The organism is Paraburkholderia sp. RL17-381-BIF-C, assembly GCF_046026435.1.
Taxonomy (GTDB): domain Bacteria; phylum Pseudomonadota; class Gammaproteobacteria; order Burkholderiales; family Burkholderiaceae; genus Paraburkholderia.
In genome coordinates this window covers 81,251-101,861 of the sequence record NZ_JARESX010000005.1, presented here as the reverse complement: position 1 = coordinate 101,861, position 20,611 = coordinate 81,251, and the positions used below count along the sequence as shown (strand labels likewise).

At 64.0% G+C, this 20,611-nt stretch carries 19 protein-coding genes; 13 read left to right on the top strand and 6 right to left on the bottom strand.

Annotated elements, in window-relative coordinates; genetic code table 11:
* The first annotated feature begins 40 nt into the window (after positions 1 to 40).
* The 11 genes from purD to P0D70_RS05645 all read left to right on the top strand — a co-directional run bounded on the left by purD (position 41) and on the right by P0D70_RS05645 (position 11,334).
* On the top strand, positions 41 to 1,339 hold the full coding sequence (purD, locus tag P0D70_RS05695) for a phosphoribosylamine--glycine ligase (protein ID WP_408183421.1): 1,299 nt from the start codon (positions 41 to 43) through the stop codon (positions 1,337 to 1,339).
* Between the two features lie 284 nt (positions 1,340 to 1,623).
* A complete protein-coding gene (hemF, locus tag P0D70_RS05690) occupies positions 1,624 to 2,547 on the top strand; it encodes an oxygen-dependent coproporphyrinogen oxidase (RefSeq protein ID WP_408183419.1) in 924 nt (307 codons plus the stop codon).
* Between the two features lie 49 nt (positions 2,548 to 2,596).
* Entirely contained in the window at positions 2,597 to 3,313 is a 717-nt protein-coding gene (locus tag P0D70_RS05685) for a nicotinate-nucleotide adenylyltransferase (protein WP_408183562.1), read from the top strand.
* Between the two features lie 4 nt (positions 3,314 to 3,317).
* Complete coding sequence (rsfS, locus tag P0D70_RS05680; protein WP_091795967.1) at positions 3,318 to 3,776, top strand: ribosome silencing factor; 459 nt, start codon at positions 3,318 to 3,320, stop codon at positions 3,774 to 3,776.
* 46 nt (positions 3,777 to 3,822) lie between these two features.
* Positions 3,823 to 4,293, top strand: a complete 471-nt coding sequence (rlmH, locus tag P0D70_RS05675; protein WP_091795971.1) for a 23S rRNA (pseudouridine(1915)-N(3))-methyltransferase RlmH — start codon at positions 3,823 to 3,825, stop codon at positions 4,291 to 4,293.
* A 75-nt stretch (positions 4,294 to 4,368) separates the two neighbouring features.
* Complete coding sequence (locus P0D70_RS05670; protein ID WP_091800681.1) at positions 4,369 to 4,998, top strand: Maf family protein; 630 nt, start codon at positions 4,369 to 4,371, stop codon at positions 4,996 to 4,998.
* Positions 4,999 to 5,007: 9 nt separating this feature from the next.
* Entirely contained in the window at positions 5,008 to 6,477 is a 1,470-nt protein-coding gene (gene rng / locus P0D70_RS05665; protein WP_111930459.1) for a ribonuclease G, read from the top strand.
* Between the two features lie 342 nt (positions 6,478 to 6,819).
* Positions 6,820 to 7,245: a ribbon-helix-helix domain-containing protein gene (locus P0D70_RS05660; protein ID WP_091796013.1), complete on the top strand. Its 426-nt coding sequence runs from the start codon at positions 6,820 to 6,822 to the stop codon at positions 7,243 to 7,245.
* 90 nt (positions 7,246 to 7,335) lie between these two features.
* Entirely contained in the window at positions 7,336 to 8,436 is a 1,101-nt protein-coding gene (locus tag P0D70_RS05655; protein WP_408183413.1) for an extracellular catalytic domain type 1 short-chain-length polyhydroxyalkanoate depolymerase, read from the top strand.
* 74 nt (positions 8,437 to 8,510) lie between these two features.
* Complete coding sequence (locus P0D70_RS05650) at positions 8,511 to 10,886, top strand: ATP-binding protein (RefSeq protein ID WP_408183409.1); 2,376 nt, start codon at positions 8,511 to 8,513, stop codon at positions 10,884 to 10,886.
* 10 nt (positions 10,887 to 10,896) lie between these two features.
* Entirely contained in the window at positions 10,897 to 11,334 is a 438-nt protein-coding gene (locus P0D70_RS05645; protein ID WP_091800684.1) for a response regulator, read from the top strand.
* Positions 11,335 to 11,428: 94 nt separating this feature from the next.
* Here the strand turns inward: P0D70_RS05645 and P0D70_RS05640 are convergent, their stop codons facing one another.
* The 3 genes from P0D70_RS05640 to P0D70_RS05630 form a co-directional block, all read right to left on the bottom strand.
* On the bottom strand, positions 11,429 to 13,087 hold the full coding sequence (locus tag P0D70_RS05640; protein ID WP_408183407.1) for a sensor histidine kinase: 1,659 nt from the start codon (positions 13,085 to 13,087) through the stop codon (positions 11,429 to 11,431).
* Between the two features lie 20 nt (positions 13,088 to 13,107).
* The gene (locus tag P0D70_RS05635; protein WP_408183405.1) at positions 13,108 to 13,791 is read right to left on the bottom strand and encodes a biliverdin-producing heme oxygenase; all 684 of its coding nucleotides are present in this window, start codon (positions 13,789 to 13,791) and stop codon (positions 13,108 to 13,110) included.
* A gap of 145 nt (positions 13,792 to 13,936) precedes the next feature.
* The gene (locus tag P0D70_RS05630; protein ID WP_408183403.1) at positions 13,937 to 14,746 is read right to left on the bottom strand and encodes a mechanosensitive ion channel family protein; all 810 of its coding nucleotides are present in this window, start codon (positions 14,744 to 14,746) and stop codon (positions 13,937 to 13,939) included.
* A 187-nt stretch (positions 14,747 to 14,933) separates the two neighbouring features.
* Between P0D70_RS05630 and P0D70_RS05625 the strand changes: the two genes are divergently transcribed.
* Positions 14,934 to 15,149: a hypervirulence associated TUDOR domain-containing protein gene (locus P0D70_RS05625; RefSeq protein WP_091796025.1), complete on the top strand. Its 216-nt coding sequence runs from the start codon at positions 14,934 to 14,936 to the stop codon at positions 15,147 to 15,149.
* Between the two features lie 125 nt (positions 15,150 to 15,274).
* Here P0D70_RS05625 and P0D70_RS05620 read toward each other — a convergent pair whose 3' ends face one another.
* From P0D70_RS05620 to P0D70_RS05610, 3 genes are all read right to left on the bottom strand, one after another.
* On the bottom strand, positions 15,275 to 16,984 hold the full coding sequence (locus P0D70_RS05620; RefSeq protein WP_408183400.1) for a putative bifunctional diguanylate cyclase/phosphodiesterase: 1,710 nt from the start codon (positions 16,982 to 16,984) through the stop codon (positions 15,275 to 15,277).
* Positions 16,985 to 17,518: 534 nt separating this feature from the next.
* A complete protein-coding gene (gene msrC / locus P0D70_RS05615; RefSeq protein ID WP_091796032.1) occupies positions 17,519 to 18,028 on the bottom strand; it encodes a free L-methionine (R)-S-oxide reductase MsrC in 510 nt (169 codons plus the stop codon).
* A 176-nt stretch (positions 18,029 to 18,204) separates the two neighbouring features.
* Positions 18,205 to 18,627, bottom strand: coding sequence for a TOBE domain-containing protein (locus P0D70_RS05610; RefSeq protein WP_408183395.1), 423 nt, complete (start codon positions 18,625 to 18,627; stop codon positions 18,205 to 18,207).
* 260 nt (positions 18,628 to 18,887) lie between these two features.
* Here P0D70_RS05610 and P0D70_RS05605 point away from each other — a divergent pair, with 260 nt between their 5' ends.
* The gene (locus P0D70_RS05605; protein ID WP_408183392.1) at positions 18,888 to 20,561 is read left to right on the top strand and encodes an SH3 domain-containing protein; all 1,674 of its coding nucleotides are present in this window, start codon (positions 18,888 to 18,890) and stop codon (positions 20,559 to 20,561) included.
* Positions 20,562 to 20,611 lie beyond the last annotated feature (50 nt).

Genomic DNA, 20,611 nt, shown 5'->3' with positions numbered 1-20,611 from the left:
TGCGTCAGCCGTTTATGGTTTTTAAGTCTCGGGGATTCACATGAAGTTACTCGTCGTCGGTTCCGGCGGTCGCGAACATGCGCTCGCATGGAAGCTCGCGCAATCGCCGCGGGTCCAGCTCGTCTACGTGGCTCCTGGCAACGGCGGCACCGCCCAGGACGAGCGTCTGCGCAACATCGACATCACGGATCCGGCCGCGCTCGCCGATTTCGTCGAGAAAGAACAGATCGCCTTCACGCTGGTCGGGCCGGAAGCGCCGCTCGCGGCCGGCATCGTCAATCTGTTCCGCTCGCGCGGTCTGAAGATTTTCGGGCCGACCAAAGAAGCCGCCCAGCTCGAAAGCTCGAAAGACTTCGCGAAGGCGTTCATGAAGCGCCACGCGATTCCGACCGCCGAATACGAAACCTTCGCCGACGTCGCCGCCGCGCACGCGTATCTGGACGCCAAGGGCGCGCCGATCGTCATCAAGGCCGACGGACTCGCCGCGGGCAAGGGCGTGGTGGTCGCGCAAACGCTGGAAGAAGCGCACGCCGCAGTGGACATGATGCTGTCGGACAACAAGCTCGGCGACGCCGGCGCGCGTGTCGTGATCGAGGAATTCCTCGCCGGCGAGGAAGCGAGCTTCATCGTGATGGTGGACGGCAAGCACGTGCTGCCGCTCGCTTCGAGCCAGGATCACAAGCGTCTGCTCGACGGCGACCAGGGCCCGAACACGGGCGGCATGGGCGCCTACTCGCCCGCGCCGATCGTCACGCCGCAACTGCACGCCCGCGTGATGCGCGAAATCATCCTGCCGACGGTGCGCGGCATGGAGAAGGAAGGCATCCGCTATACCGGCTTCCTGTACGCCGGTCTGATGATCGACGCGCAAGGCAACCCGAAAACGCTCGAATTCAACTGCCGCATGGGCGACCCCGAAACGCAGCCGATCATGGCGCGTCTGAAGGGCGACTATTCGAAGGTGGTCGAGCAGGCAATCGCCGGCACGCTCGATACGGTCGAGCTGGAATGGGATCGCCGCACCGCGCTCGGCGTGGTGCTCGCCGCGTACAACTATCCGGATACGCCGCGCAAGGGTGACCGCATTAACGACATTCCGGCTGAAACCGCGGATTCGGTCACGTTCCACGCCGGCACCACGTTGACGGACGGCAAGCTGACCACCTCGGGCGGCCGCGTGCTGTGCGTGGTGGGTCTCGCGGATTCGGTGCGCAGCGCGCAGTCGGTCGCGTACGAAACGATCAACCAGATCTCGTTCGACGGCATGCAGTACCGGCGCGACATCGGTTACCGTGCGTTGAACCGCAAGCACGACGCCAAGACCGAAGGCAAGCACTAAGCCGCACTGCGCCGCACCAGGCCATTACCCCGCTCGCCCGCGTGCAGCGCCAACAGCGCTACACTGCGGGTTTTCGCGGCGGGTTTCAGCAGCGACACCGGCGCCCACCGCACCATGTGGGCCGATCCAGGCCCATGCGGGCTGAACGAAGCCGGGAGCATTTCGCCGGGCGCGAAAAAACGTCAGGCGCGCCTTCGCAGGTTCCGACCTGACGCGGGCCCGGCCAACGCCCTTCACGACGAACCCGCGGCACGACGAGCGTGCCGCCCTCAGCATCTGCATTCATGACCGAATCGAGCTACGACGCACAGGCCGTGCGCAACTGGCTGCAAGGCCTGCAAACGCAGATCGCGGACACCCTCGGCGCGTTCGACGGCACGCCGTTCGCCACCGACACATGGCAGCGCGCCCCCGGCGAGAAGCTGCGTGGCGGCGGCTGCACACGGATTCTGGAAGGCGGTAACTTCTTCGAACGCGCCGGCATTGGTTTCTCGGACGTCGCGGGCGACGCGTTGCCGGGTTCGGCGAGCGCGGCGCGTCCGCAACTGGCCGGCCGGGGTTTCGAAGCGATGGGCGTATCGCTCGTGCTGCACCCGCACAATCCGCACTGCCCGACCGTGCATATGAACGTGCGTTTGCTGGTCGCGACCAAGGCCGGCGAAGAACCGGTCTTCTGGTTCGGCGGCGGCATGGATCTGACGCCGTACTACGGCTACGAGGAAGACGCGCAGCATTTCCATCGCACCTGCCGCGACGCGCTGCAGCCTTACGGCGCGGACCTGTACCCGAGTTTCAAGCGCTGGTGCGACGAGTATTTCTTCCTCAAGCACCGCAACGAGCCGCGCGGTATCGGCGGGATTTTCTTCGACGATTTCTCGGCGCCGGGCTTCGATCAATCGTTCGCGATGCTCAAGAGTGTGGGCGACGGGTTCCTCAAAGCGTACCTGCCCATCATCGAAAAGCGCCGCAACATTCCGTACGGTCAAGCCGAGCGCGATTTCCAGGCATACCGGCGCGGGCGCTACGTCGAGTTCAATCTGGTCTTCGACCGTGGCACACTGTTCGGGCTGCAGAGCGGTGGACGCACGGAATCGATCCTGATGTCGATGCCGCCTGTGGTGAACTGGCGCTACAACTGGCAGCCCGAACCGGGCACGCCGGAAGCGCGTCTTTACAGCGATTTTCTCGTGCCGCGCCAGTGGGTGTGACGGGCAGCGCCCGCACCTCGCTCCAATCGTCACGACAAAGGATCTTCACCTGAAGCCGAACGCTCATCCTGTCGCCCTGCCTCGCCGGATCGGACTGCTTGGCGGCACTTTCGATCCGATCCACGACGGCCATCTCGCGCTCGCGCGGCGTTTCGCGCATGTGCTGCATCTGACCGAACTCGTGCTGTTGCCGGCCGGCCAGCCCTGGCAGAAATCGGACGTGTCGCCGGCCGTGCACCGCCTTGCCATGACGCGCGCGGCGGCGAGCGAACTGGTGCTGCCGGGCACGACCGTACGGGTCGCGACCGACGAAATCGAGCACGAAGGCCCGACTTACACGATCGACACGCTGCAACGCTGGCGTGATCGCGAAGGTGAGGACGCATCCATTGCGCTCCTGATCGGCGCGGATCAACTGGTGCATCTCGACACGTGGCGCGACTGGCGGCGCCTGTTCGAGTTCGCCCACATCTGCGCGGCCACCCGGCCCGGTTTCGACCTCACGTCGATTCCGCCGGCGGTCGCTCAAGAAATCGACGCGCGCCGTGCCCGCGCCGACGTTCTGCAAGCCACGCCCTGCGGCCACTTGCTGATCGATACGACGCTTGCGTTCAACGTTTCGGCCACCGACATTCGCGCGCATCTGCGCGAGCAGGTGAACCAGCGGCTTGCCCTCGCGGGCGGCGAACAGCAAGACCAGGCGGCGAGCCATGTCCCCACCGCGGTGTGGGACTATATTCTTCAACATCATCTGTACCACCGGTAAATCCATGGATATTCGCAAACTGCAACGCGTGATCGTCGACGCTCTCGAAGACGTCAAAGCGCAAGACATCAAGGTGTTCAACACCAGCCACCTGACCGCGCTGTTCGATCGCGTGATCGTCGCGAGCGGCACCTCGAACCGGCAAACCAAAGCGCTCGCTTCGAGCGTGCGCGAGAGCGTGAAGGAAAACGGCGGCGAGATCATCAGCACCGAAGGCGAGGACATCGGCGAATGGGTGCTGGTGGATTGCGGCGACGCGATCGTGCACATCCTGCAGCCGGCCCTGCGTCAGTACTACAACCTCGAAGAAATCTGGGGCGACAAGCCGGTGCGCATCAAGCTGTCCACGCCGGATCCGTTCGGCGGTGCGCGTTCGAGCGAGCCCGACGAAGACGAGGACGAAGAGGAAGCCGCGCCGGCCGTGAAGAAGCCCGCGCGCAAAGCGCCCGCACGCCGCAAGTGAGCGGGCTTCGGCCCACTCACCGTTATCGTTCGCGAATGCTTGCGCAATGAAACTGCATATCCTCGCCGTCGGCCACAAGATGCCGGACTGGATCGCCACCGGCTTCGACGAATACGCGAAGCGCATGCCGCCCGAGCTGCGCATCGAACTGCGCGAGATCAAACCCGAGCAACGTTCGTCGGGACGGCCGGCGGAAAGCGTGATGGCCGCCGAGCGGCTGAAGATCGAAGCCGCGTTGCCGAAGAACGCGCGCATTGTCGCGCTCGACGAGCGCGGTAAGGACTGGACCACCATGCAGCTTGCCGGCGCCCTGCCCGGCTGGCAGCAGGACGGCCGCGACGTGGCGTTTCTGATTGGCGGCGCCGACGGTCTCGACCCCGATCTCAAAGCGCGCGCCGACATGTTGCTGCGCGTCTCGAGCCTGACTTTGCCGCACGCGATGGTCCGCGTACTCCTGGCCGAGCAGCTTTACCGCGCGTGGACCATCACGCAAAATCACCCCTATCATCGCGTGTGAATGGACGAGGCGGCGCAGGGATTGCGCGGCGCGCCCGTCGCATGTCCATGCAATCCGCTTCATCGAGACCTGTTCATGTCCACGTCCGCCGCATCGCTGCATCCGTTCGTCTACCTCGCTTCGCAAAGTCCACGCCGCCAGGAGTTGTTGCAACAGCTCGGCGTACGTTTCGAACTGCTGCTGCCGCGCCCCGATGAAGACGCCGAAGCACTCGAAGCCGAGTTGCCCGGCGAGCGCGCGCGCGACTATGTGCAGCGGGTGTGCGTCGCCAAGGCGCATGCGGCACGCGCGCGCCTCGTGGCCGGCGGTCATGCCGCGCGGCCGATCCTGGTTGCGGACACAACCGTCACGATCGACGACGCGATTCTCGGCAAGCCCGTCGATGCCGACGACGCTGTCGCGATGCTCACGCGCCTTTCCGGCCGCGCTCACGAAGTGCTGACGGCCGTGGCCGTGGTCGACGCCGAGGGCACGCTGCTGCCCGCCGCGCTATCCGTGTCGAAGGTGCGTTTTGCTGCACTGCACGCAGACGCGATCCGACGCTATGCGGCGAGCGGCGAGCCGCTCGGCAAAGCGGGCGCGTACGGTGTGCAGGGGCGCGCCGCGGAGTTTATCGAGCATATCGACGGGTCCTATTCAGGTATCATGGGTTTGCCGCTTTTTGAATCTGCTGCCCTCCTGCGTGCAGCGCGCATCGACTTCTAAAATAACACCATGAATGAAGAAATCCTGATCAATGTCACGCCGCAGGAAACGCGCGTCGCGCTGGTCCAGCAAGGCGCAGTCCAGGAACTTCACGTCGAACGAACGCTGTCGCGCGGCCGCGTCGGCAACGTCTATCTCGGCAAGGTCGTACGCGTTTTGCCGGGCATGCAGTCCGCTTTCATCGACATCGGTCTTGAACGCGCCGCGTTCCTTCACGTCGCCGACATCTGGCATCCGCGCATTGCCGGCGAACCACAGCATCAGGCGCCGCATCAGCCAATCGAAAAAATCGTCTTCGAGGGCCAGACGCTGATGGTGCAGGTCGTGAAGGATCCGATCGGCACCAAAGGCGCGCGCCTGTCCACCCAGGTGAGCATTGCCGGCCGCACACTCGTGTATCTGCCGCAGGAGCCGCATATCGGCATCTCGCAGAAGATCGAGAGCGAAGCCGAACGTGAAGCCGTGCGCGCGCGCCTGACCGCCGTGCTGCCCGCCGATGAAAAAGGCGGCTATATCGTGCGCACCATTGCCGAAGATGCAACTAGCGAAGAGCTGGCCGGCGACGTCGCGTATCTGCGCAAGACGTGGGCGACGATCATCTCGCAAGGGCAGCGCATGCCGCCCACGAGCCTGCTGTATCAGGACCTGAATCTCGCGCAGCGCGTGCTGCGCGATTTCGTCAACGATGAGACGTCGCGCATTCAGGTCGACTCGCGCGAAACGTATCAGATGCTGGCCGATTTCGCGGCCGAGTTCACGCCGGCGGTGTCGTCGAAACTGCACCACTACACCGGCGAGCGGCCGCTCTTCGATCTGTACAACATCGAGGCGGAAATTCAGCGGGCGTTGTCGCGGCGGGTGGATCTGAAGTCGGGCGGGTATCTCGTGATCGACCAGACCGAAGCGATGACGACCATCGACGTGAACACGGGCGGGTACGTCGGCGCGCGCAACTTCGACGATACGATCTTCAAGACGAACCTCGAAGCCGCACACACCATTGCGCGGCAATTGCGTCTGCGCAATCTGGGCGGCGTGATCATCATCGACTTCATCGATATGGAAAACGTCGAGCATCGCGATCAGGTGCTGGGTGAATTGAAGAAGGCGTTGTCGCGCGATCGCACGCGCGTGACGGTGAATGGTTTTTCACAGCTTGGTTTGGTGGAGATGACGCGCAAGCGTACGCGTGAATCGCTCGCGCATGTGCTGTGCGAGCCGTGTCCGGTTTGCCAGGGCAAGGGGCAGGTCAAGACGCCGCGTACCGTGTGTTATGACGTGCTGCGCGAGATTCTGCGCGAGTCGCGGCAGTTCAATCCGCGCGAGTTTCGCGTGGTGGCGTCGCAGCAGGTGATTGATCTGTTTCTCGAGGAAGAGTCGCAGCATCTGGCGATGTTGATTGATTTTATTGGTAAGCCGGTGTCGCTGCAGGTGGAGTCGAATTTGAGTCAGGAACAGTACGATATTGTTTTGATGTAAAAGTCTCCGCCAGACTCCGTCGTTTCGTTCAACACCCCTTAAAAACCGCATCACCCTACCGGTGCCAGTTCGAGCGCACCGGTAGCGCCCGCCGCGCGCCATTCAAACACGCGCGCCACTGTCGGAATGGCCGATTCTGCACAGACAGCAGCAATCGGCCCCGAAACCACTCCCTCCCGCAATCTCGCTCGGCGCCGCAAAACGCGCCGCTCGCATCCGCTCGGTCATCGCTAGCCCCCGAACGAACCCCCTTTATTCTCATTGACCCCCTCCGGCCAAACGGCGTATAACCATCCCATTGGATGTTAATTGGATGGCCTCGAGATGCCTCCCGGAGTGCAAATGACTAAACTCAGCCTCATCGACACCTCCCGCCCCAAAGGCGGCGAGACCGAAAAAATCACCATCAACCTGGGTCCGATCGACCTCGGCCAGATCGATCTTCTGGTTGAAGAAGGCTTTTACTCGAACCGCACCGATCTGATCCGCACGGCGATTCGCAACCAACTCGCCATCCATGCGCAGGTGGTCTCGGAAACGGTGACGCGACGCGCCCTCGTGCTCGGGCTGCAACATTTCTCCCGGCAGGATCTCGAAGCGGCGCAAGCCGCGCACGAACAACTCGACATTCATGTGCTCGGCCTCGCCAGCATCGCAGCCGATGTGCCACCGGAACTCGCGGCGGCCACGATTGCATCGGTGGTGGTGCTCGGCGCCTTTCACGCATCGCCCGCGGTCAAGGCGGCGCTTGCCGGCCGCATCAGCTAGGCACGACACTCGACTCACGACCGTGACTGACGCAGTGACCTATCGGTCGTCTTGCTCATTCACGCCCCACACAGGTCAACGCAAACCATCATGAAGATGAACGAAGATTTCCTGAAATCAATGAAAGACGCCTTCGAGCTATTGCGCACGAAGGGCCCGCAGGAAGCCACCGCGGCGGTTCAGCGCGCGCTCTCGGGCAACAACGCGAATCAGGCCCACGCGGACCACGCACAAGCCCCGTACACGCCGCCCAACGTGAACGAATGGACGCAAGCGTGGACGCAGGCGCAAACGCAAGCGAGCCCCGTTCCGCGCGCCCCTGCCGCACCGGCATTCGACGCCGACACGCCAGGCACCTTCAGCACGCATATGTTCAGCAACGCGGCCGGACAACGCCAATACAAGCTGTACGTGCCGGCTGTCTACAGCGCTGAACCGTTGCCCCTGATCGTCATGCTGCACGGCTGCACGCAGAACGCCGACGACTTTGCCGCCGGCACGCGCATGAACGAAATGGCCGAGCGTCACGGCTTCATCGTCGTGTATCCCAATCAGACCCATGCGGCCAATCACTCGAAATGCTGGAACTGGTTCAAGCCCACCGATCAGCAGCGCGATCAGGGCGAGCCGTCGTTGATCGCCGGCATCACGCGCGAGGTGATGGGACGCTATCGTGTGGATCCGGCGCGCGTGTATGTGGCAGGTCTCTCGGCAGGCGGTGCGATGGCGGACATCATGCTGAAGACTTCGCCCGATCTCTATGCGGCGGCGGGCGTGCATTCGGGTCTCCCCTACGGCAGCGCGAAGGACTTGCCCTCTGCGCTCGGCGCGATGAAAGGCGGCAAGACGCAACGCAATCGGGCGCGCGGCGCACCGCAACGTCCGCTCATCGTGTTTCATGGCGATGCGGACGCGACGGTGCATCCGTCGAATGCGGCCGAGATCATGGCCTCCTTCGACGCCGGCACCACGACCGTCAGCGCGCAATCCGGCGCGGCGAGCAGCCAGCGCACCTATACGCGACAACGGCATGTCGCGGCGAACGGCGTGGAAGCGGAGTACTGGTCGATTCATGGCGCGGGTCACGCATGGTCCGGAGGCAGTCAGCGCGGTTCGTACACGGACCCGTCGGGCCCCGATGCCGCCGATGAAATGCTGAAATTCTTTCTCGCCCATCCGCGCCGCGATTGAGTCACGCTGTTAGCAGCGAACCACGAACGCACGCCTGCTATGCGAAAATGCAGCGTACCGTTCGTGGAGCACGCATGGCAGACCTCACATCTTCCGCGTCTTCGACAGTCGAAGCCGACTGCGCGAGAGAACCCATCCACATTCCAGGCGGCATCCAGCCGCACGGCTTTCTGTTCAGCATCGCGGCCGACGGCACGCTGCTGCAAGTCAGCGCCAACGTCGCAACATTGACGGGCTCGCCCGCCGAGCAAGCGCCAGGCCAGCCGATTGCGCGGATCGTCGGCGACGAATGGGCAGCGCTCATCGTCGAGGCGCTGGCCACGCATCAGGAAGACGGCATCCCGCTTTATATCGGCTCGATGAGCGATCCGCGCGCCAATGCCACCGGCGCGCGCGCCACGCCGTTCGCGGTCATCGTGCATCGTCATGAGGGCATCGCGATCGTCGAACTGGAGCCCGCGCGCGGCACGCTCGACGTGTTCTCGTCGATGTACCCGCTGGTGCGCACCTTCATCAACCGTCTCGAGGAAGTGCAAACCGTCGAGGGCCTCGCGCAACTCGCCGCCGACGAAGTCCAGCGCATCACCGGTTACGGCCGCACACTGGTCTACAACTTCGACAGCACGGGCAGCGGCCACGTGATCGCCGAGCACGTCGAACCGGGCTACGCCTCCTACGCGGACCAGCACTTTCCCGGCTCGGACATCCCCGCGCAAGCGCGCGCGCTCTATGTGCGCAACCGCATTCGCCTGATCGCCGACGCCGACTATCGGCCCTCGCCGCTGGTCCCGCCGCTGCATCCCTCGACAGGCAAACCGACCGATCTCACCTACGCGTCGCTGCGCAGTATCTCGCCGGTACACGTGCAATACATGAAGAACATGGGCACGCTGTCGTCCATGTCGATGTCGATCGTGGTGCGCGGCAAACTGTGGGGGCTGATTTCCTGCCATCACGACAGCGCGCGTGTGCCGCCCTTCGAGGTGCGCACCGCGTGCGAGCATATCGCGCAGATCCTGTCGCTGCAGATCGAAGCGAAAGAGGAACACGCGCAAGCCCAATACCGGCTCGAACTGCGTCGCACGCTCGCGCGCCTGCTGGCCGCGATGGCCAACACGGAAAGTTTCACGGACGCGCTCGCCAACGACCCGAAGGATCTGCTCGGGCTGACCGCGTCGGACGGCGCGGCGATCGTCTTCGACGGGCGCGTGCTGCTGGTCGGCACCACGCCTTCCGAGCCGGAAGTCGCGAAGCTCGTCGAGTGGCTCGACACGCGAGTGGACGACACCTTCGACACCGACTCGCTTGCCACGGCCTGCCCCGTCCTGCCGGCCAATCCGCACTACGCGGGCCTGCTCGCCGTGTCGATTTCGAAGCTGTTTCGCAATTACGTACTGTGGTTTCGCGAAGAAGTCGTTCAGACGATCAAATGGGCGGGCGATCCGCGCGCGAAGCTGGCGGGCTTGTCCGCCTCGCTCTCGCCACGCCAGAGCTTCGACGTCTGGACCGATACCGTGCGCGGACGCTCACTTGCCTGGCGTCCTGCCGAACTCGAAATCGCCGTCGAATTCCGCACCGCGCTGCTCGGCATCGTGCTGCGTCGCGCGGAAGAACTCGCGCAACTGGCGCTCGAACTCGGGCGCGCCAACAAGGAACTCGAAGGCTTCTCGTACACGGTGTCGCACGATTTGCGCGCCCCGCTGCGGCATATCGTCGGGTTCGCCGATCTGCTGCGCGAAATGGAAAGCGAGCGTCTGTCGGAGCGTGGCAGTCATTTCGTCGAGCGAATCATTTCGTCAGCGCGCTTCGGCGGCAAACTGGTCGACGATCTGCTGGCTTTTTCGCAGATGGGGCGCGCGGCGCTGCGTCCGCAATCGGTCGATCTGCAAGTCATGACCGACGCGCTGATCGCCGACGAAGTCAAAGATGCGCCCTCGCGCAACATTGCATGGCGCGTCGGCCCACTGGGTCACGTCAACGCGGACGCCGTGCTGATGCACGTGGTGCTTCGGAACCTGATCGAGAACGCGGTAAAATTCACGGCGACCCGCGAACACGCGGAAATCGAAATTGGCCGCTATGCGGGTGAAGGCGAACTGGCTGGCCAGGACGTCTTTTTCGTCAAAGACAACGGCGTCGGTTTCGATATGCGCTACGTCGACAAACTGTTCGGCGTGTTCCAGCGGCTGCATCGCATTGAAGAATTCGACGGCACGGGCATCGGGCTTGCTGGCGTTAAACGCATTGTCGAGCGGCACGGCGGTAAAGCCTGGGCGACCGGCGAGATCGACAAAGGCGCGGCCGTGTATTTCTCGCTGCCTCATGTATTCATTGCCGACGCAAGCCAGGGCGAAGAGTCCGCGGCGGCGGCAGTGGCACGGCTGACTGCATTGTCACCGGGCAAGCGCTTTCGCCCCGTGCCGAAGGAGTCGAAAGATGAACCGAAATGAAGGACAGAGCGTGCTAAGACCGATCCTGCTGGTTGAAGACAATCCGAACGACGTGGAACTCACGCTGATCGCGCTGGAGAAAACCCGCCTCGCGAATCCGGTCGTGTCGCTGCGCGACGGCGAGGAAGCGCTCCAATATTTGCGCCGCGAAGGGCAATGGGCGAATCGCTCGGAAGACAATCCCGCCGTGATTCTGCTCGACAAGAAGCTGCCGAAGATCGACGGTCACGAAGTCCTGAAGGCCGTGCGCAGCGATGAAAAACTCAAGCGTATTCCGGTGGTGATGCTGACTTCGTCGCGGGAAGAAAGCGACTTGTTGCGCAGCTACGATCTGGGCGTGAATGCTTACGTGGTAAAGCCGGTCGCGTTCGACGACTTCATGGCTGCCATCAACGACCTCGGCATGTTCTGGGCTGTGCTGAACGAACCGCCGCCTTACCCACGTTGACCAACGCGCCGGGCGAATTCATCGAAGCGCCGGCGCTTGCCGGCGTGGAGAGCCCAAATAGCAAAGCCGGGCACACCGCGCGAAGCTAAGCCGCCTAGCGGTATGCCGGCAACCTGACGCGGAACGTCGCGCCCTGCCCCAAGCCTGGGCTCTCAGCGGTGATCGTGCCGCCGTGCAGGTCCACCAGGTTCTTGACGAGCCACAGTCCCAACCCGAGACCCGCCACGCGTCCCGACCCGTCGGCGCCGAATTGCTGAAAGCGGTCGAATATCCGCTCCAGCGACTCCCCATCCAGACCGAGTCCCGTATCGCGCACCGCGAGTTCGACGCGCTCGCCGTCCGCCCGAACCGAGAGTTCAATCGTGCCTTGCGCGCTGAACTTCACCGCATTCGACACGAGATTCCAGACCACCTGTTTCATCCGGCCTTCGTCGGCGAGCACCATGGCCGAGGTCAAATCGTCCGCGATCAGCCGGAGGCCCTTGGCTTCGGCATGCATGCGCATATCTTCCACGACAATCCCGGCCAGCGCGCCGAGATCGACGGGCTGCAGATTGACCGACAGTTTTCCGGTCACGATCGCGCCGCTGTCGAGCAGATCGTCCACCATATGCGAGAGCTGCCGTGCGTTGCGGCTGATCACGCCGGTAGCGCGTGCGAGATGCGAAGGATCGGCCGCGCGCTGCAACAGGTCGGTCCATGAAATGATGGCCGACAGCGGCGAACGTAGTTCGTGGCTGACCGTGGTGACGAAATGATCCATTGCCATGGCAAGGCGCTCACTGTGTTCGCGCGCGCGTTTCTCGGACGCGGCGATCTCGCGTTGCTCGAGCTCCGCCTCCTTGCGCGATGTGATGTCGAGCGTGAAGCCAATGACGGAGCTCAACGAGCCATCCGGCAGGAACCGTCCGACACCGCGCACCAGAATCCAGCGGACCGCGCCGCTCGCCCAGCCAATGCGGAAGTCGACTTCGAAATGGTCGTGAGCCGCCAGCGCATGATTCATCGCGTCGCGCAACCGGCTGCGGTCTTCGGGATGCACGACTTCGCCGAACAGGCGCTGTTCGGTGAGCAACGCGTTCGAATCCAGACCCAGGTTCGACTTGCATTGATCGGTGCATTCAATCGCCCCGGTCACCGGATCGAGTTCCCATGCGCCCAGTTGCGAAAACGCCATGGCAATCTGAAAGCGTTCCTGATGCTCGCGCAATTGCGCTTTGGCTTCATCGGCGAGGAGCTGCCGCAGTTGCGCCTGCGAGCGCAGCTTCGCGCGTTCGCGCTGATCGCGTTCGTAATCGGAGACCCGCTCGGTCACCTCGCTCACGCGCAGCGCGATCGTGCCGCCTTGCCCGTGACGCGCACCCAGCAGGCTCGCCTTGATTTTCCAGTAGCGCGGCACCCGCAGCTCGCCTGCTGCCTCACCATTGGGCTTGGCGTCACGGTGCTCGGGCATCTCGTAGCGAAACAGCGGCGACCATTTCGAGCCGCCCGGCGACAGATCGCGCAGTGCGCCGATCAGCCATGCGCGCCGTGCTTCCCGCTGTTCGGCCGGTCCGAACTGATTGACGTCGAGAATCGATTTACCTTGCAGATCGCTCAACGACTGCCCCGTCAGGTCGAGATAGCGCGCGTTGGCGAGCAGGATTTCGTACCGATGGTTGAGAATCAGATAGGCATCGGGCAGCGCCTCGAATGCGACCGCTGCGTCGAACTGGTGAGACGGCGAGGAAGAATCCTGGTGGCGGCTATCCATAGGCGTGTTCCGGTCGCGCTTCAATCGGCGCTCACGCAGACAGCCGTGACACGGTGCCGAGCGAGCTCGATCAATCGGTCGAACGCATCGGCCGCGCCGCCGCACGCTTCGTCAATCAGGGTGGGTGTGTCGACTTCAGCGGCTATCGCCCGATGGAAATCCTGCCAGCGCGCGCCGAGCGACTCGCGCCCCGCGTTCAGATAGCCGAGAGGATGCGGAGCGAGGCGCGCTTGCAGACGCGCGTACAACACCGCGCCGCCTAGCTGGGACCCTTCGATCACATAGCAGATGCCCCAGCGGTAAGCCGCGCTGGCGTCGCCGAGCCAGCTGCTCGTGGTGTTCGATGACAGCGTGCCGCCCCGGTCTTGCGGTTCGACCGATTCGTGCGAGAGATCAGCGTCGATCAGCGCAAGGCGATTCATGCGTGCCGGCGACGCCGGCGATTGCGGACCGTCGCTGAAAGTGTCGAGCCAGGCTTCGAGCGGCGCCAGCCAGTCACGCAGAATCGCCAGATGCGCGAGGTAGTCGCGCAACGCCACACTGTCCACCGACAGCGGCATGATCTCGTGCAGCAGTTCATGGCGTTGCGCGGTCGCGGCGCGCAGCGCGCCCAGCACTCCGACTGCGCCGACTGCGCCGTCCTCGCCGCTCGGTGAGCGGCTGGCGGATTCAGGTGTGTCGATCAAACGGGTCCGGTTCAACATGAATGAGCAGGGTCTGATTATAGGGGCGGCTGTCTGGTGGCGCGAGACGCGTTTTGCACGGGGTGCCTCGCGCGTTGAGGCGTGTTCCAGCCGCGAGGCACTCGTTGAGCGAGCACCAGGTGGCACGATCCAGGCGCGCCGCAAACTAGGCCGCAACCGGGCAACCGGCCTGCTCGAGCGCGGCCTGCGCGTGGTCGTGCAGGTCGTCGCTGGTGAGCGACGCATCCGGCGTGCGAACCCATGCCGCGATGCGCAGCGTCGCGCCGCCATCGTCGGGATAATCCGCCACCGTGACGATCGGCGCGAGCGTGGCGCCGCTCAGCACACGCGGTTCGTCGGCGACCAGTTTCTTCAATTGGCCGATCGCGGCGTCGACGTCTTTACGCTGCGCGAGCCCCACTTCGACCTCGATACGCTGCGTGCCGCCGCTGCTGTAGTTGATCACAGGATTGCTCCAGATCTGGCTGTTCGGCACGAACACCGCGTTGCCGTCGCCGCGCTCGATCCGCGTGGTGAAAAGCCCCACTTCGCGAACGATACCCGCTGCCGCGCCGCTGCCTTCAATCACGTCGCCGACGCGAAACGGCCGCAACATCAACAGCATCATCCCCGCAGCGATATTTTGCAGCGTGCCTTGCAACGCGAGTCCGATCGCGAGGCCCGCCGCGCCGAGCACCGCGAGCACGCTGGCGGTCGCGATGCCGACCTCGCTCAGCGCCGCGATGAACACCAGCACGCGCACGGCCCAGGTGCTCATGGCCGCCAGCATCGGCGCGAGCGTCGGGTCGGCATGCGTACGCGCGAGCGCGCGCGCGAACATCGCGCCGACGCGATTCGACAGCCACCAGCCGACTACGAGGATCAGCACAGCCAGCACGATATGAAGGGCGTCGTGAGTCAGGGTGACGAGCAACGACGGCTGGAAGTGAAAGAGTCGGGTAAGGAGATCATTCATCTTGAGTCTTCGTTCCGTTGCGATAGAAATATCCTGACGCAGGAAGCAGGATATGTTCCTGCCCCCTTCGTTTCGTGGGCGGAGGCACGCTGTTTGCTCCTTGTTGCGAACCAAAGCAGTGCAATCACGCAAAGCCCTGTAAGCAAGGGGATTTCAAGCCGCGTTAGCCCACGCACAGGAGCGCCTCATGTCTCAACATCTGAAGCCGGAAGATCGCGTAAGTTGGAATACGCCGCAAGGCGTCACGCATGGCAAGGTCGTGCGTGTCATTTCTTCCCATACGACTGTGGAAGGCAGAACCGTCAATGCGTCGAAGTCCGATCCGCATTACGAAGTGGAAAGTGAGAAAAGCGGCAAGCGAGCCGTTCATCGCGGCGACGCATTGCATCGGATCGGGAAATGAATGAAACGCGTGCGCCAGGCGTCATTTAATACGGATGGCTAAGCACATTGATTGACCTGCGAACTATGGTGCCGCGATCGGCAAAGCTTGCTGGCCCGTTAGCAACCCGCCGTCAAGCGCGCGCCTCAGTGTGTGCCCAACGGCCTCAGCAGATTGCGCAGCGCGCCCACGGTAATCGGACGCGAGAACCAGAAGCCTTGCGCTTCATCGCAACCGAGCGCTTCCAGTTGCGCCGCCTGCTCCGCCGTTTCGACGCCCTCGGCCGTCACGCGCAATTTGAGCGCATGCGCCATGGCGATAATCGCGCCGACCAGCGCCTCGCACTGTGGATCGGTGCTCATGCGCATCACAAAAGAGCGGTCGATTTTCAGGCGATTCAGCGGAAAACGCGTCAGATACGCGAGGCTCGAATAGCCGGTGCCGAAGTCGTCCACCGCCACTTCCACGCCGAGATCGCGCAACGCAAAGAGCGTCTGCAAAGCTTGCTCGGTGTCGCCGAGCAGGACACCCTCGGTGATTTCCACCTCGAGGTATGACGGGTCGAGTGCGGCCTCTTCCAGCGCCTCGCGGATCGTCTCGAACAGGTTTTGCCGCTGGAACTGCTGCGGCGACACATTGACCGCGAAGCGCGGCAACGTGCCGGTCAGCCGGAGCAATTTGCCGGCGTCGCGGCATGCGGTCCGGATCACCCATTCGCCGATCTGCTCGATCAAACCCGCCTCCTCCGCGACCGGCACGAATTCGACGGGGCTGATCAGGCCGCGCTGCGGATGGTTCCAGCGCAGCAGGGTTTCGACTTGCGCGATGCGGCCGTTGGCGAGCGTCACTTGGGGTTGATACACCAGATGCAGCTGCTGCCGCTCGATCGCTTCTCGCAGCATGGTCTCCAGTTCGAAGCGGCGCGCGGCCTGGCCTTCCAATGCGGTGGAAAAACGCCGCACCGCATTGCCGGTCACGGCCGAGGCCGCCGACAACGCCACGCCCGCGCGACGCATCAGCGTAGGCGCATCGCCGCCGTCGGCCGGATAAGCCACGATGCCGATGCTCGCGGTAATGTTCAACGTCGTGCCGGCGTAATCGATCGCTTCGGCGATACGGCCCAAGGCTTCAGCGGCGAAGGCATCGGCGGCCGCACCGGTTTCGTTGACCAGCAACGCGAACTGCGTTCCGCCGATCGAGGCGATCGTACCGTCGTTAGGAAAGAGACCACGCAACCGTTCACCGACGATCTGCAGCACGAGTTCGGCCGCGTGCAAACCAAGCGCATCGCGCAGTTTGCGCAGATGGTCGAGCTCGGCGATCAGCACGGTAAAACCGCTGCCGTTTCGGTGGCAACGCGCGATCGTCAATTCCAGCCGTTCGGTAAACAGCGTTTGATTCGGCAGGCGGGTCACGCCGTCGTGATGTGCGACGTACCAGAGGCGCGCTTCGGACTGCGCGTAACGTGTCATGTCGAAGGCCATGCCCACGTAGCGCGCCGGACGCGCGGCAATTCCGCCAGCATGCGCCGACCCCTGGACGAGCGGCGCCAACGCGAGCACCACGCGAATCGGCGTGCCATTGCGGCGCAGGAAACTCCATTCGCCTTCATAGCGCGAGGTCACCATGGCGAGCGGCGGCAGTTCGGTGTGGCGCCTCGCGAATTCGGCCGGATCGAACAACGACTCGAAGGTACGCACGCCGACCAGGTGCTCTGCCGCAAACCCCGTTAGCTTTTCGAAAGCAGCATTGACGGACTCGAACGTGCCGTCCGCGGCGCAGATGAACATACCGCAAGGCGCCGAGGCGAGCGCGGCGTCGCGCGTGCGCGATTCGGCGAAGAGGTGGTCGTGCATCGCGCCAGCCTTTTGATATTCCTGAGTAGTGGATGTGATCGAACGTGTTCTTGACGCGCGCGCAAACTGTAAGGCCCTGAAACTACGGTCCGATGTACTGGAGGACCGTGCGTATGATAACGGCTTTCGCGCCCCCGCCGACCTCGCAGGCTTCGCATTCGTCGCGCCAATCGTTTCCCTTGGTGTAATCCCCGATTCGTTGCTGTATCGGTGGCGATCTCAATCTGTAACGCGCGCTCGCCTTCGGGCATGACGGCGAAGGAGGGAGTGGCAGGCGTTTTGATCGTGACAGGCAGTTATCGCATGCGCGCCAGCTAACCGCTCACGCGGAACACCACGAGGGTGCGTCGAGCGGAATCACGCTGATGGGTGGGTCGGCGATCTCGGTGGCGAACGCCACCGCATGCCGATAGCGGCTGAGACTGTCGCAGTCGCGGCAATCGAAAGTGCAATTGCGGGGTAATGCGGGGAACGCTGAAGCTACTCTACGGATGAAAAAAGATGGGTTGCTTCGGCACCACCGCCGCTTCATCCTCAGGAAGCCGACGCGGCGCGCGGCAACGCTGCCTCGATGAACACCGCGCACAGCGCTTCCATGCCCTTCGCGTCTTCTTCGTCGAAGCGCGCGACGACCGGGCTGTCGACATCCCACACGCCGATCAGCGTGCCGTCCGGCGCGACGAGCGGCACGACGATTTCCGATTGCGAGGCCGAATCGCAGGCGATATGCCCGGGAAACTCATGCACGTCGCGCACGACCTGCGTCTGACGGGTTTGCGCCGCCGTGCCGCATACGCCTTTGCCGAGCGCGATGCGCACGCACGCGGGCTTGCCCTGAAACGGCCCGACGACCAGTTCGTGACCGTCGTGGAAGTAGAAGCCGGCCCAGTTCAGATCACTGAGGGAATGAAACACGAAGGCGGAAAAATTCGCGGCGTTGGCGATCCAGTCGGTTTCGCCGGCGAGCAGCGAGCGCGCCTGCCCGACCAGTTCTTCGTAGTGCGCGGCTTTGGGCAGATGCGAGGCAGAGGAGACTTCGAACATGACGGCGTCCGTGATGAAAGCGGAAAGAGGAATAGCGAGTCGTGAAGTTTAAAGCAAGCTGCCGTTTCCTTCACGACGCGCGCTGGGCACACGGCCTCGCTCTTCCGGCTCCATCTGCCCGCCGGCTGTCGTTCAACGCGCAAGCCGACGAAAATGAATCCGGTGGCGATCGACCGTTACTCGACGCCGATGATCACGCTCGATGCCTTGAAAATCGCCGTCGCTGCTTTGCCGTTCGCGAGACCGAGACGATCGACGCTCTCGTTGGTGATAATCGCGGCGATCTGCGCGCCGCCGGCGCTGATCGACACTTCCGAGTTCACCGCGCCCTTCGTGACCGCCGACACCGTACCGGCGATGCAGTTGCGCGCCGACACCTGGTTCTTCGTCACGTCGACCATCACGATCACCGACGAAGCCTTGACCAGCGCGAACGCTTTCTTGCCGACCGCGAGGCCGAGCGAGGTCGCGCTGCCATGCGTGATGATCGAGACGATCTCGAGACCGTCCTGAGTGCGCAGCGTGACTTCGTCGTTCACGGCGCCATGGGTGAGTCCGATGACTTCGCCGGCGAAATGGTTACGTGCGCTGGTTTGCATGGTGTTCTCCTGGTCATGCCGCCTCTCGAGCATGTTTCGAGGCGATGCGTTTGGTTAGGCAGGGAGTTTAGTGGAACGCTCGCCGGTTGCGGCAGCCCGCGCGTAAAGCACACTATCGCGCAGCCGCTATTGACGATACGAACCCCAATGAAACCACATACGCGTTGCATACGAGCCGCCATCATGCGGCGCGGGCACGACATGCGCCACGACGCGCCGACACCGTATCATCGTGTCCTCTACTTACTCCGCTGAATCTCATGCCCGTTGTCGTTCTATCCCGTCTTGCCGCCGCATGGCCGAACGCCTGCCGCGCCGCCGCACTGGGCGCGGCTCTGGTGGCGGCCACCGCCTGCAGCAACCCGTCGCCGACGCGCGACACGCACGCGCCGGTCGACACCGTCTCGCTGTTCCCGATCGCCGGCTACGACCAGAACGTCGATCACTGGCTCGAACCGGACAGCCCAGGCTACGACCAGCCGTTCCTGAGCCCCGCGGATCAGCACGCCCATTTCCAGGTGCTTTACGCGCGCTACTTCGGCACCGGCACCGCGGCGTCCTCGCCGTGGAACGCCAGCTTCGTGACGATGCGCGTCTATCGCCAGCAAGGTGCGGATATTGCCGCATTGCAGCAGCGGCGCATCGACAAGTTCGACAACACCGGCAAGCCTGGCGCGAGCATCGGCTACGGAGAAAACTTCCGGCCGCACGACAAGGCGTGGATCGACGCAATCGCGCACAACATGAACGTCGGGCAGTTCACGCAGACGCCCGTCTACCGGCCCGAGCGCCGCGCGATCGCCACCGGCAACCTGATGCTGCGCGAACTGCCGACCACCGACCCGTCGTTCTACGACCACCGTCTGGCCGGCGAAGGCTATCCGTTCGACAACCTGCAGATTTCCGCCGCGCGGCCGGGCACGCCGCTATACGTGCTCGGCGGCAGCGTCGACGGTGCGTGGCTCTATGTGCAGACGCCCGACGTGCAGGGCTGGGTGCGCAGCGACGGCGTCGGCATGACCGACGACCGCTTCGTCGACACATGGCGCGCCGCGACCGGCAAATCGCTCGGGACGGTGATCGTCGCGTCGGCGCCTGTACGCGACAGCCGCGGCGTGTTCCGCTTCGACGCGCCGGCCGGCACGCTGCTGCCCCTCGTGCCAGCCGATGCGGCACGGCCGGCGTCGGGCAAACGCGTCGCCAGCGGCACGGGTAACGCGAGCCGGAAAAGCGACCCTAGCGACCCGGGCAGCACGGGCGAAGCAAGCGACAAGACCGGCACGAGCACGACCCCGGTGACGCGCCGGGTGCTCGTTCCGGCCCGCAACGCGGACGGCGAGGCGCTGATCCGCACCGCCGCCCTGAGCGACGCGCAAATCGCGCCGACACCGCTCGCCGCCACGCCGCGCCATCTGGCGACGCTGATGAGAACGCTGATCGGACGGCCTTACGGATGGGGCAATAGCGGCATCTACAACGACTGCTCGTCGGAGCTGCAAAGCATCTTCGCGGCGTTCGGCGTCTGGCTGCCGCGCCATTCGTCCACGCAGATGAGCGCCGGGCGCCTGCTCGACCTGTCGTCGTCCACGCCCGCCCAGCGGCTCGACTATCTGGCGCAGCACGGCGAGCCGTTGCGCACGCTGATCTACATCGGCGGCCATGTGATGCTGTATATCGGCAACACCACGCGCAACGGCAGCGCGGTGCCGGTCGTCTATCAGGACGTGTGGGGCTTGCGGCCCGCCGACAATAGCCGGCGCGCGGTGATCGGCGGCTCGGTGATCTTGCCGCTCTTCGAACACATCCCCGAAGACGCCACGCTGCAATCGCTGGCCGCCACGCCGACCTTCCAGATCAGCATCCTCGGCGCGCCGAATGGCGGCGTTCCGGCGCCGGCCACCGCGCCGCCGGACGAGGACAACTCCGCCGGTTGAAACGCCCGACCGGGCGCTCACAGCGCGCCCGGCGCAAAAAATATTTTTTC